Annotated in this window: 17 protein-coding genes; all 17 read left to right on the forward strand. The window is 36.5% G+C overall.

What is annotated here, in order from left to right; translation table 11 throughout:
- Positions 1-4 precede the first annotated feature (4 nt).
- The 17 genes from rplF to ACN5J7_RS02635 all read left to right on the forward strand — a co-directional run bounded on the left by rplF (position 5) and on the right by ACN5J7_RS02635 (position 12,457).
- Positions 5-547 carry a 50S ribosomal protein L6 gene (rplF, locus tag ACN5J7_RS02555; RefSeq protein ID WP_311939227.1) on the forward strand — a complete coding sequence of 181 codons (543 nt, stop codon included), beginning with the start codon at positions 5-7 and terminating at the stop codon, positions 545-547.
- 10 nt (positions 548-557) lie between these two features.
- Positions 558-914: a 50S ribosomal protein L18 gene (rplR, locus tag ACN5J7_RS02560; protein ID WP_311939229.1), complete on the forward strand. Its 357-nt coding sequence runs from the start codon at positions 558-560 to the stop codon at positions 912-914.
- 6 nt (positions 915-920) lie between these two features.
- A complete protein-coding gene (gene rpsE, locus ACN5J7_RS02565; RefSeq protein ID WP_092847729.1) occupies positions 921-1,445 on the forward strand; it encodes a 30S ribosomal protein S5 in 525 nt (174 codons plus the stop codon).
- A gap of 11 nt (positions 1,446-1,456) precedes the next feature.
- Entirely contained in the window at positions 1,457-1,636 is a 180-nt protein-coding gene (gene rpmD, locus ACN5J7_RS02570) for a 50S ribosomal protein L30 (RefSeq protein ID WP_099563536.1), read from the forward strand.
- Between the two features lie 16 nt (positions 1,637-1,652).
- The gene (rplO, locus tag ACN5J7_RS02575) at positions 1,653-2,105 is read left to right on the forward strand and encodes a 50S ribosomal protein L15 (RefSeq protein WP_311939237.1); all 453 of its coding nucleotides are present in this window, start codon (positions 1,653-1,655) and stop codon (positions 2,103-2,105) included.
- Between the two features lie 15 nt (positions 2,106-2,120).
- On the forward strand, positions 2,121-3,467 hold the full coding sequence (gene secY, locus ACN5J7_RS02580; RefSeq protein WP_418602535.1) for a preprotein translocase subunit SecY: 1,347 nt from the start codon (positions 2,121-2,123) through the stop codon (positions 3,465-3,467).
- An 11-nt stretch (positions 3,468-3,478) separates the two neighbouring features.
- On the forward strand, positions 3,479-3,694 hold the full coding sequence (gene infA, locus ACN5J7_RS02585) for a translation initiation factor IF-1 (protein ID WP_007094967.1): 216 nt from the start codon (positions 3,479-3,481) through the stop codon (positions 3,692-3,694).
- A gap of 99 nt (positions 3,695-3,793) precedes the next feature.
- Positions 3,794-3,910: a type B 50S ribosomal protein L36 gene (gene ykgO / locus ACN5J7_RS02590; RefSeq protein WP_013305171.1), complete on the forward strand. Its 117-nt coding sequence runs from the start codon at positions 3,794-3,796 to the stop codon at positions 3,908-3,910.
- A 3-nt stretch (positions 3,911-3,913) separates the two neighbouring features.
- The gene (gene rpsM / locus ACN5J7_RS02595; RefSeq protein ID WP_311939262.1) at positions 3,914-4,288 is read left to right on the forward strand and encodes a 30S ribosomal protein S13; all 375 of its coding nucleotides are present in this window, start codon (positions 3,914-3,916) and stop codon (positions 4,286-4,288) included.
- 102 nt (positions 4,289-4,390) lie between these two features.
- Complete coding sequence (gene rpsK, locus ACN5J7_RS02600) at positions 4,391-4,774, forward strand: 30S ribosomal protein S11 (protein WP_311939263.1); 384 nt, start codon at positions 4,391-4,393, stop codon at positions 4,772-4,774.
- A gap of 185 nt (positions 4,775-4,959) precedes the next feature.
- On the forward strand, positions 4,960-5,565 hold the full coding sequence (rpsD, locus tag ACN5J7_RS02605) for a 30S ribosomal protein S4 (protein ID WP_311939266.1): 606 nt from the start codon (positions 4,960-4,962) through the stop codon (positions 5,563-5,565).
- A gap of 95 nt (positions 5,566-5,660) precedes the next feature.
- Positions 5,661-6,653, forward strand: a complete 993-nt coding sequence (locus ACN5J7_RS02610) for a DNA-directed RNA polymerase subunit alpha (protein ID WP_311939269.1) — start codon at positions 5,661-5,663, stop codon at positions 6,651-6,653.
- A 59-nt stretch (positions 6,654-6,712) separates the two neighbouring features.
- Positions 6,713-7,189, forward strand: coding sequence for a 50S ribosomal protein L17 (gene rplQ / locus ACN5J7_RS02615; RefSeq protein WP_418602536.1), 477 nt, complete (start codon positions 6,713-6,715; stop codon positions 7,187-7,189).
- Between the two features lie 117 nt (positions 7,190-7,306).
- Positions 7,307-8,410: a glutamine-hydrolyzing carbamoyl-phosphate synthase small subunit gene (gene carA / locus ACN5J7_RS02620; protein ID WP_418602537.1), complete on the forward strand. Its 1,104-nt coding sequence runs from the start codon at positions 7,307-7,309 to the stop codon at positions 8,408-8,410.
- 236 nt (positions 8,411-8,646) lie between these two features.
- Positions 8,647-9,939: a phosphopyruvate hydratase gene (gene eno / locus ACN5J7_RS02625; RefSeq protein ID WP_418602539.1), complete on the forward strand. Its 1,293-nt coding sequence runs from the start codon at positions 8,647-8,649 to the stop codon at positions 9,937-9,939.
- A gap of 183 nt (positions 9,940-10,122) precedes the next feature.
- On the forward strand, positions 10,123-11,409 hold the full coding sequence (locus ACN5J7_RS02630; RefSeq protein WP_418602540.1) for a citrate synthase: 1,287 nt from the start codon (positions 10,123-10,125) through the stop codon (positions 11,407-11,409).
- A 133-nt stretch (positions 11,410-11,542) separates the two neighbouring features.
- Complete coding sequence (locus ACN5J7_RS02635) at positions 11,543-12,457, forward strand: dimethylarginine dimethylaminohydrolase family protein (protein WP_418602541.1); 915 nt, start codon at positions 11,543-11,545, stop codon at positions 12,455-12,457.
- The last annotated feature ends 297 nt before the right edge of the window (positions 12,458-12,754 follow it).

The raw sequence follows: 12,754 nt of genomic DNA on the forward strand, positions 1-12,754 counted from the left end.
AAACATGTCAAGAATAGGTAATAACCCAGTAGTAATTCCAGAAGGCGTTACAGTTGATATAAAAGACGGCGTAGTTACAGTAAAAGGAAAATTGGGAGAATTAACCCAAAATTTCGATTCTGTAGATATTAAAGTCGAGGATGGTAATGTAATGGTAACACGTTCTTCAGATTCTAAAGATCAAAAAGCAAAACATGGTTTATACAGATCATTAATGCACAATATGATTGAAGGTGTATCAAAGGGATGGACAAAAGAACTGGAATTGGTTGGTGTAGGTTATAGAGCATCAAACCAAGGACAAAAATTGGATTTGGCTTTAGGCTTTTCCCATAATATAGTTTTAGATGTTGCTCCAGAAGTAAAAGTGGAAACTATTTCTGAAAAAGGAAAAAATCCAATCGTAAAATTAACATCATTCGATAAACAACTTGTTGGTCAAGTAGCCGCAAAAATCCGTGGTTTTAGAAGACCAGAACCTTATAAAGGAAAAGGAATTAAGTTTGTTGGTGAAGAATTAAGAAGAAAAGCAGGTAAATCAGCTTAATAATTAAGTTATGGCATTAACAAAGAACCAAAGAAGAACAAGAATAAAAAACAGAATCCGTAAGGTTGTTTCTGGTACAGAAGCAAGACCACGATTAACTGTTTTTAGAAGTAATAAAGAAATTTATGCTCAAGTAGTCGATGATGTAAATGGTAAAACCATTAGCGCAGCATCTTCAAGAGATAAAGATATTAGTTCTGCAAAAGGAAACAAATCAGAAGTAGCAAACCTAGTAGGTAAAGCTGTTGCTGAAAAAGCTTTAAAAGCAGGCGTTGAAACTATTGCTTTCGATAGAGGTGGATATTTATACCACGGTAGAGTAAAATCATTAGCCGAAGGCGCTAGAGAAGCAGGACTTAAATTCTAAGAAATTATGTTTAAAAAATATAAAAGTGCAGAATTAGTAAAACCAGGTGGATTAGATCTTAAAGATCGTTTGGTTGGTGTACAAAGAGTTACAAAAGTAACTAAAGGTGGTAGAGCATTTGGTTTTTCGGCAATCGTTGTGGTTGGTGATGAAGCTGGTGTTGTAGGACAAGGTTTAGGAAAATCTAAAGACGTTGCTAGTGCAATTGCAAAAGCTGTTGAAGATGCCAAGAAAAACCTAGTGCGCATTCCTATTATAAAAGGAACATTGCCACACGAACAAAAAGGTAAATACGGTGGAGCAAGAGTAAACATTATTCCTGCTGCTCCCGGTACCGGAGTTATTGCTGGCGGAGCAGTTAGAACGGTTTTAGAGGCTGTTGGTGTACACGATGTATTATCAAAATCCCAAGGCTCGTCAAACCCTCATAACGTGGTTAAAGCAACCTTTGATGCTTTATTGCAATTAAGAGATGCCAACGCCATAGCAAGAGACAGAGGAATTACACTTGAACAAGTTTTTAACGCTTAATACAGACAGAAATGGCAAAAATTAAAGTAACAAAAGTTAAAAGCGCAATCAATCGTACGCAAAGACAAAAAAGAACTTTAGAAGCTCTGGGTCTTAAAAAGATTGGTCAAGTAAAAGAGCACGAAGCTACACCTAACATATTAGGTATGGTTGCTAAAGTTTCACATTTAGTTTCTGTTGAAGAAGCTTAAAAATATAAACTGAAAAATGGATTTAAGTAATTTAAAACCTGCAGAGGGTTCAGTAAAAAACCAAGGAAAACGAGTAGGTAGAGGACAAGGTTCTGGTAAAGGTGGTACGGCAACCCGTGGTCACAAAGGTGCTAAGTCGCGTTCTGGTTATTCTAAGAAACTAGGATTTGAAGGTGGGCAAATGCCACTTCAAAGACGTGTTCCTAAATTTGGTTTTACTAACATTAACCGCGTGGAGTACCAAGGTATCAATTTAGATACGTTGCAACAATTGGTTGATGATAAGAAAATAAAAGATACCGTTGATTTTGAAACGCTATTTGCTAACCGTTTAGCTGGAAAGAACGATCTAGTTAAAATTATGGGCCGTGGCGAATTAAAAGCAAAATTAAAAGTATCTGCTCATAAGTTTACTGCTTCAGCAAAAGCTGCTATCGAAGCTGCAGGCGGAGAAGCTGTAACATTATAATATTTTATTATAAGTATGAAATTTATAGAATCATTAAAAAATGTTTGGAAAATAGAGGAACTAAGAAACCGGATCATAGTTACGCTGGGTCTGTTGTTAGTTTATCGTTTTGGTGCACAAGTGGTTTTACCAGGTATTGACGCTAGCCAATTAGGAGGTTTAGCCGATTCAGCCGATGGTGGTTTATTAGGTTTACTTAATGCCTTTACCGGTGGAGCTTTTGCTAATGCCTCGGTATTTGCGTTGGGTATCATGCCATATATTTCTGCTTCTATTGTGGTACAATTAATGGGTATTGCCATTCCTTACCTTCAAAAATTACAGAAAGAAGGCGCTAGTGGGCAAAAGAAAATAACGCAAATTACGCGTTGGTTAACCATCGCCATCTGTTTATTACAAGCACCAGGATACTTAGCTGCTTTACCGCAGTTGGGCATTCCACCAAGTGCATTTTTATTAGGCACTGGCTTTTTGTTCTATTTCTCATCGGTTACTATTTTGGTAACAGGTTGTATTTTTGCGATGTGGTTAGGTGAAAAAATTACCGATAAAGGTATTGGTAATGGTATTTCATTATTAATCATGGTAGGTATTATCGCTACATTACCACAGTCGTTTATACAAAACGCAGCAACAAGATTAGAAGGTAATAACGTGATGTTAATTCTTTTTGAATTGGTAATTTGGTTTGTAATTATTTTAGCCTCAATTATGTTGGTAATGGGCGTTAGAAGAATTGCTGTACAGTACGCAAGACGTACAGCATCTGGCGGTTACGAGAAAAGTGCCATGGCAGGTTCAAGACAATACATTCCATTAAAGCTTAACGCTTCTGGGGTAATGCCAATTATATTTGCACAAGCTATTATGTTTGTACCAAGTTGGATTGGAGGCTCAGCCTTGTTAAAAGACTCAACGGTTGGCGCTTGGATGCAAGCAAATTATTCCGATTTATTTGGATTTTGGTACAATGTAACTTTTGCATTGTTGATTATTGTATTTACTTATTTTTATACGGCAATCACGGTACCAACCAATAAAATGGCAGACGATCTAAAACGTAGTGGTGGTTTTATACCAGGCATTCGTCCGGGATCTGAAACCTCAGAATACCTCGATAAAATCATGTCTCAAATTACCTTGCCAGGTTCTATATTTTTAGCGCTTATTGCTGTTTTTCCAGCATTTATAGTTAAGCTTATGGGCGTAAGTCAAGGTTGGGCATTGTTTTTTGGAGGAACATCACTATTAATTATGGTTGGTGTAGCAATTGATACCATGCAACAGATAAATTCTTATCTGTTAAATAGGCATTATGATGGCTTGATGAAAACAGGTAAAAATAGAAAAGCGGTAGCTTAATATTATAAACTATGGCAAAACAAGCAGCAATAGAACAAGACGGAACCATTATTGAAGCATTATCAAATGCGATGTTTCGTGTAGAATTAGAAAACGGTCACATAGTGACAGCACATATTTCTGGTAAAATGCGTATGCATTACATTAAATTATTGCCAGGAGATAAGGTTAAATTAGAAATGAGTCCTTACGATTTAACGAAGGCTCGAATAACTTATAGATATTAAAAGTTCAAAGTTCAAAGTTAGAAATTCAAAGTTTAAAGTTAAACTGAACTTGAATTTTGAATTTTGAATATTGAACCTTGAATTTAAAACTGAATAAAGATGAAAGTAAGAGCATCAGTTAAAAAAAGAAGTGCAGATTGTAAAATCGTGCGCAGAAAAGGTAGACTTTACGTAATTAACAAAAAGAATCCTAGATTCAAACAAAGACAAGGATAAGCTATGGCAAGAATTGCAGGTGTAGACATACCAAAAAACAAAAGAGGAGTTATCTCTTTAACTTATATCTACGGAGTAGGTAGAAGTAGAGCAAAAGAAATTTTAGCTGAAGCTAAAGTTGATGAAAGTATTAAAGTTCAAGATTGGACAGATGATCAAATAGCGGGCATTCGTGAAGCTGTTGGAGCATTTACCATTGAAGGTGAATTACGTTCTGAAACACAATTAAACATTAAGCGATTAATGGATATTGGATGTTACAGAGGTATTCGTCACAGATCTAGTCTTCCGTTAAGAGGGCAACGTACTAAAAACAACTCCAGAACAAGAAAAGGTAGAAGAAAAACAGTTGCCAATAAAAAGAAAGCAACTAAATAATTAATTAGTCTTTAGTATTTAGACGTTGGAAGGAATCTGTTTGAAATTTAAAAGGTTTAGGATTCTAGCGACTATCAACTAATAACTGAGAACTAAAACAATATGGCAAAAACAAGCACAAAAAAACGTAAAGTTATTGTAGATGCTGTTGGAGAAGCTCACGTAACCGCTTCTTTTAACAACATCATTATTTCACTTACCAACAAAAAAGGCGACGTAATTTCATGGTCGTCTGCGGGTAAAATGGGATTTAGAGGTTCAAAAAAGAACACACCTTACGCTGCACAATTAGCCGCTGAAGATGCTGCTGCAGTAGCGTTAGAGGCTGGATTAAAGAAAGTAAAAGTATACGTAAAAGGACCAGGAAACGGTAGAGAATCTGCTATCCGTTCTATCCACAACGCAGGTATCGAGGTAACAGAAATTATTGATGTTACACCATTACCGCACAATGGTTGTCGTCCTCCAAAACGTAGAAGGGTTTAATAGTTCTAAATTCAGAATTTTGAATTTAAAAATTAATGCCATTAGAAACTCTAATGGTGTTAATTTTTTGCATACATTTGCAAACTGAAAAAAAATAATAATCAAGTATCAATCAAGAGATAAAATGATTATCGAAGGATAAGATTAAGACCTTAATTCATAATCACTCTTAAAAACAATTTAAAATGGCAAGATATACTGGTCCTAAAACTAAAATAGCCCGAAAGTTCGGTGAAGCTATTTTTGGAGAAGATAAATCTTTCGAGAAAAGAAATTATCCTCCAGGTCAACACGGAAACGCAAGACGTCGTGGAAAAAAATCTGAATACGCAATCCAATTAATGGAAAAACAAAAAGCTAAATATACCTATGGTATTTTAGAGCGTCAATTTAGAGGTTTGTTTAAAAAAGCAAGAGCAGCACAAGGAATTACTGGTGAGGTTTTATTACAACTTTGCGAGTCTAGATTAGACAATGTAGTTTACAGAATGGGAATTTCTCCTTCAAGAAGTGGTGCAAGACAATTGGTGTCTCACAGACACATTACGGTAAACGGCGAGTTGGTAAACATACCTTCTTACCAATTAAAAGCCGGTGATGTAGTTGCTGTAAGGGAAAAATCAAAATCACTCGATGCTATTGAAAGATCGCTTTCAAACTCAAGTGCTGTTTACGAATGGATTACCTGGAACAACGAAACTAAATCTGGAACATACGTTTCTGTTCCTGCTAGAATCCAAATCCCGGAAAACATAAACGAACAATTCATCGTCGAATTATATTCTAAATAATAAATTAATCACATTGGTATTTGGCCAAAGGGTTTATTAGTCTTCTTCAAACTTATAAACCGCGCAACCAAATAACAATTAAAACGAAGAACAATATGGCAGTATTTAATTTTCAAAAGCCTGATAAGGTAATCATGATTGATTCTACTGATTTCGAAGGAAAATTCGAATTCAGACCACTAGAACCTGGTTACGGATTAACAGTTGGTAATGCATTAAGAAGAGTTTTATTATCTTCTTTAGAAGGATTTGCTATTACATCGGTTAGGATAGAAGGTGTAGATCATGAGTTTTCAGCAATCGCTGGAGTGGTTGAAGATGTAACGGAAATCATCTTAAACCTAAAACAAGTTCGTTTTAAAAGACAGATTGAAGATATTGATAACGAATCAATTTCAATTTCAATTTCAGGACAAGAACAAATTACAGCTGGCGATTTCCAAAAATTCATCTCAGGATTCCAAGTGTTAAATACAGAGTTGGTTATCTGTAACTTAGATCCTAAGGTTAACTTTAACATGGAAATTACAATTGAAAAAGGTAGAGGTTACGTGCCTGCCGAAGAAAACAAAAAGTCTTCTGCACCAATAGGTACCATCTTTACAGATTCAATTTACACACCAATAAAAAACGTAAAGTACAGTATTGAGAACTACCGTGTAGAGCAAAAAACCGATTATGAAAAATTGGTTTTTGAAATCATAACCGATGGTTCAATTACACCACAAGATGCTTTAACCGAAGGTGCTAAAACGTTAATTCACCACTTCATGTTATTCTCTGATGAGCGTATCACGCTTGAAGCTGATGAAATTGCACAAACCGAAACGTATGATGAAGAATCATTACATATGCGTCAGTTATTAAAAACGAAATTGATCGATATGGATTTATCGGTACGTGCACTTAACTGTTTAAAAGCCGCAGAGGTTGATACTTTAGGCGACTTGGTGTCATTTAACAAAAACGATTTAATGAAGTTCCGTAACTTTGGTAAAAAATCATTAACAGAGCTTGAAGAGCTTGTAAACGTTAAAGGTTTAAACTTCGGAATGGACTTATCAAAATACAAATTAGATAAAGATTAATTAATCATATTTTGCTCCTCGCTAGTCGAGTATGGTAGCAAGATGATAAAACAAATGTCATGAGACACGGAAAAAAATTCAATCACTTAGGCAGAAAAACTGCACACAGAAAATCAATGTTGGCAAATATGGCTTGCTCTTTAATCGAGCACAAGCGTATTAACACAACAGTAGCTAAAGCAAAAGCATTAAAGCAATTTGTTGAGCCCATGATTACTAAATCTAAAGAAGATACAACACATAACAGACGTATCGTTATGGCACGCTTAAGACAAAAAGACGCTGTTGCGGAATTGTTTAGAGATGTAGCGACTAAGGTTGGTGACAGACCGGGAGGTTACACAAGAATTATAAAGCTTGGTAATCGTTTAGGTGATAATGCTGATATGGCTATGATTGAACTTGTAGATTATAACGAAATTTATAACGCTGGCAAGAAAGAGAAGAAAACAACTCGTAGAAGCAGAAGAGGAGGTTCAAAACCTGTTGTTGCTCCAGTTGCAGAAAACAAAACAACAAACGAGGAAGAAGAATAAATGTTAATAAGCATTTTAAATATAAAGGATAAACTATTTTAGTTTATCCTTTTTTTTATGCAATTTTGTAAAACCCTGTTTCCGCGCATGCGGAAATCTTATGAATTTAAGTATTAGATGAAATATCAAAAAAGACAAAAAGGCATCGTACTTCTGGCCGATGGTACTATTTTTTACGGTAAAGCTGTAGGCAACAAACAAGGCACTGCATTTGGCGAAGTATGTTTTAATACGGGCATGACGGGCTATCAAGAAATTTTTACAGACCCGTCGTACTACGGTCAGCTTATGGTGGCCACCAATGCACATATTGGCAACTATGGCACGAATAAAGATGAAGTAGAATCCGACTCCATAAAAATTGCAGGTTTAATCGTAAAAAACTTTAGTTACGAATACTCAAGGGACATTGCAGATAAATCGTTGGAAGAGTTTTTAGACGATAATAATTTACTGGCTATTTCAGATGTAGACACCAGAGCTTTGGTGAGTTATATTAGAGACCACGGCGCTATGAACGCTGTTATTTCAACAGAGGTTGATAATATTGAAGGCTTAAAAAAGCAGTTGAGTGAAGTGCCCGAAATGAACGGATTGGAACTGGCATCAAAAGTATCCACTAAAGAACCGTATTATTTTGGTGATGAAAACGCCACCTATAAAGTAGCGGCTTTGGATATTGGAATTAAAAAGAATATTCTTCGAAACATTGCCAAACGCGATGCATACATAAAAGTATTTCCGTACAATGCAAAGTTTGAAGATTTAGAAGCCTTTAAACCCGACGGATATTTCTTGTCAAACGGCCCTGGAGATCCCGAGCCATTGGTTGAAGCCCAAGAAGTCGCTAAAGAAATCATTAAAAGGGATTTGCCGCTTTTCGGCATCTGTTTGGGGCATCAAGTTATTGCCTTGGCAAATGGCGTATCTACTTATAAAATGCACAATGGGCATCGAGGTATTAATCACCCGGTAAAAAACCTTAAAACAGGGAAGGGCGAAATAACATCTCAAAACCACGGATTTGCAGTAAACCGGGAAGAGGCCGAAGCAAACCCAGATTTGGAAATAACCCATGTGCACTTAAACGACCATACGGTTGCTGGTTTAGCCATGAAAAACAAAAACTGTTTTTCGGTACAGTACCATCCCGAAGCCAGCCCTGGGCCACATGACTCATCCTATCTTTTCGATCAGTTTATCGAAAACATAAAGAAATAAAACCTAAATAAACCCCAAAAATAGAACGCTGTTTTTGGGGTTTATTACAAGTGAATTCCCCGATGTGTAACATCGCGGTTTCGTTTGTCTCGAAGCATTGGGAGCCTTTCCCGTAAATACGGGAATCCACTAAAACGTTATAGATGTAATTTTGTGAAATTCTTCAAAAACATCTAAAATAAGACGATATTTAAACGTAAATTTGAAATAGTTAAACGATTAAAAGTAAACCAATTATGAGTATAATAATTAATATCCACGCAAGACAAATTCTAGATTCTAGAGGAAATCCAACAGTAGAAGTTGATGTAGTAACAGAAAATAACATATTAGGTAGAGCTGCCGTACCTTCAGGCGCATCAACCGGAGAGCACGAAGCAGTTGAGTTACGTGATGGCGGAAATACTTATATGGGTAAAGGTGTTTTAAAAGCGGTTGAAAACGTGAATACCAGTATTGCTGAAGAGCTTATAGGAGTTTCGGTTTTCGAACAAAACCTTATTGATAAAATAATGATTGATTTAGATGGTACACCAAACAAATCAAAATTAGGCGCTAATGCTATTTTAGGCGTTTCTTTAGCGGTTGCAAAAGCAGCTGCCAACGAATTGAATATGCCATTGTATCGTTATGTGGGCGGGGTTTCTGCAAACACCTTACCTTTACCAATGATGAATATTATTAACGGAGGATCGCATAGTGATGCACCCATTGCATTTCAAGAGTTTATGATTATGCCGGTAAAAGCTAAAAGCTTTTCACATGCGATGCAAATGGGAACCGAGATTTTCCATAACCTTAAAAAAGTATTGCACGACAGGAATTTAAGTACGGCTGTAGGCGATGAAGGTGGATTTGCACCAAACTTACCGGGAGGGACTGAAGATGCTTTGGATACAATCGCAAAAGCAGTAGAAAATGCTGGTTATAAATTTGGAGACGAAGTAAAAATCGCTTTAGATTGTGCGGCGGCGGAGTTTTACGAAAACGGACAATACGATTATAAAAAGTTTGAAGGCGATTCGGGTGTTGTAAGAACATCAAAAGAACAAGCTGAATACTTAGCTGAATTAGCTTCTAAATACCCAATCATCTCAATTGAAGATGGTATGGATGAAAACGATTGGGATGGCTGGAAACATTTAACCGAATTGGTTGGAGATACAGTGCAATTGGTAGGCGACGATTTATTTGTAACCAACGTAGAGCGTTTATCAAGAGGTATAAATGAAGGCATAGCCAATTCAATCCTTATTAAGGTAAACCAAATTGGTACCTTAACCGAAACCATTGCAGCCGTTAATATGGCGCATAATGCAGGTTACACATCGGTTATGTCCCACCGTTCTGGAGAGACTGAAGATAATACCATTGCAGATTTGGCCGTAGCTTTAAATACGGGGCAAATTAAAACAGGTTCGGCATCTCGAAGCGATCGTATGGCAAAGTACAATCAATTACTTCGTATAGAAGAAGAGCTGGGTGAAGTTGCTTATTTTCCTCAAGAAAAGGCTTTCAAAATAAAATAAATACAATTTAAATATTTTAAAAGGGCGGTTATTAAAAATAATAACCACCCTTTTTTTGTTGCCATCAATTTTAATAATTCGCATATCAGCGAAATCGTTTGCAATAAGCTTTAAAAATAAGGAGATATTTTGTAAATTCGTGGAGTCGGTTTCGATTACAATTCAATAAGAAAAATTTACTATATGTCAGATAAAGCTACGTTAGAAATTAACGGTAATAAACACGAATTCCCAATTGTTATTGGAGCAGAAAATGAAGTTGCAATAGATATTGAAACATTACGAAATGCAACGGGTGGAGTAATCACATTAGATCCGGGTTATAAAAATACAGGAAGTTGTGAAAGCGCAATTACCTTTTTAGATGGCGAAAAAGGCATTTTAAGATATAGAGGATATGCCATTGAAGAACTGGCCGAAAAAGCAAGCTTCTTAGAAGTATCGTATCTGTTGATTTTTGGAGAATTACCAACAAAAGAGCAATTGGATAAGTTTAGAAACGATATTAGATCGCATTCTGTTGTAGACGATGATATTAAAAAGATTTTAGATGCATTTCCAAAATCGGCACACCCCATGGGTGTTTTGTCTTCGTTAACCAGTGCACTTACAGCATTTTACCCATCTTCTGTAGATGTAAACTCAGAAGAACAAATGTACAATGCTATCGTGAGGATAATGGCGAAATTCCCGGTGTTGGTGGCTTGGACTTTACGTAAAAAGAATGGCTTACCTTTAGATTATGGAAGCAATAAATTGGGCTATGTAGAGAATTTATTGAAGATGATGTTTAAAAGCCCAAGTGATGATTACGAACAAAACCCAATTTTGGTTAACGCATTAGACAAACTTTTAATTTTACATGCCGATCATGAGCAAAACTGTTCAACGTCAACCGTAAGGATTGCAGGGTCATCCCATGTAGGTTTATTTGTGTCGCTCGCCTCTGGTATTTCTGCACTATGGGGACCACTTCATGGCGGTGCAAACCAAGCCGTTTTAGAAATGCTTGAAGCCATAAGGGCAGATGGCGGAGACACTAAAAGATACATGGCGAAAGCCAAAGATAAAAACGACCCTTTCCGTTTAATGGGCTTTGGGCATAGGGTTTACAAAAACTTTGACCCGAGAGCACTTATAATTAAACAAGCGGCGGATGAAGTCTTAGCCGATTTGGGTATAGACGATCCAATTTTAGACATCGCCAAAGGTTTGGCCAAAGAAGCCTTGGAAGATCCGTATTTTGTGGAGAGAAAGCTGTATCCAAACGTCGATTTTTACTCAGGGATTATTTATAGGGCTATGGGCATTCCGGTAGAAATGTTTACGGTTATGTTTGCCATGGGACGTTTACCGGGATGGATTGCACAATGGCGCGAAATGCGATTGAGAAAAGAACCTATTGGCAGGCCAAGACAATTGTATATTGGCGAAACGCAAAGGCCTTTTAAAACTATTGATAATAGATAGATACACATATTTTATTATATTAAAGCTTCATAATTTTTTATGGAGCTTTTTTATTTTTTTGAAGAATAAATAATAGAATAATATTTTTAATGGGAATATCGAAAAAAAAGAATATATTTTTTACGTTTGCATCATGTTGAAACTGAATATTAAAAATGAAACCTCTCGATTGCGAGCCGTTGTTTTAGGAACGGCAGAAAGCAACGGGCCAACACCTAAAGTTGAGGATTGTTACGACCCTAAAAGCATCGAGCATGTTTTGGCGGGCACCTATCCCAAGGAAGCCGATATGCTTAAGGAAATGGAGGCTGTGGCTGCCGTTTTTATAAAATACGACGTACAGGTATACCGACCAAAAGTCATAAAAAACTGCAATCAAATATTCTCGCGCGATATCGCCTTTGTTATTGAAGATAAAATGATACGCGCCAATATTCTTCCAAATCGGGAAGAAGAAGTACACGCCATTGATTATATCTGGGATCAAGTTCCGGAAAAAAACAGAATCATTTTACCCGTAGCATGCCATGTGGAAGGTGGCGATGTTATGCCTTGGAACGACTATATTTTTATAGGCACGTATTCGGGTGCCGATTACCCGGATTATATCACGGCCCGCACCAATACGGATGCTGTAACGACGATACAAGAATTGTTTCCAAACAAGATGGTGAAGTCTTTCGAACTCAGAAAATCAAATACCAATCCCAAAGAAAACGCATTGCATTTAGATTGCTGTTTTCAGCCCATTGGAACCAATAAAGCCATTTTACATAAAAACGGGTTTTTAGTAGAAAGCGAATACGAATGGTTATTGAATTTTTTCGGAAAAGAAAATGTGTTTGAAATTACCAAAGACGAAATGTACCACATGAACAGTAACGTGTTTTCAATTTCTGAAAAGGTTATTATTTCCGAACAAAACTTTACCCGATTAAATACCTGGTTGCGCCAACAAGGGTTTACGGTTGAAGAAGTCCCCTATGCCGAAATAGCAAAACAGGAAGGTCTACTGCGATGCTCTACATTGCCTTTAATTCGGGATTGAATTTTTGAAATGTTCGTTTAACGCTTGAGCTTTGAACAGTACGGGGGCAAACTAGCGTTTGTTTTCCGCCACGCACATAGCAAAATCTTTGTGTTTTATTTATTCTTTTTTTTGTTCTAAAGCAATCCCGACGGTTCGTGACAAAAGATTTTGCGGTCTTCATAAAAATACACAAACCTTTCGATTTAGCACGAAGCTCGTATTGTTTATAGGTTGTGTTACAGGACGTTATTCTTTTTTATCATAAGGTAGACAATTAATGCCATATAGTTTCGCTATCTTTAATAAAAATAAAAA

The sequence above is a fragment of the Hwangdonia sp. genome, assembly GCF_048381975.1.
Classification (GTDB): domain Bacteria; phylum Bacteroidota; class Bacteroidia; order Flavobacteriales; family Flavobacteriaceae; genus Hwangdonia; species Hwangdonia seohaensis.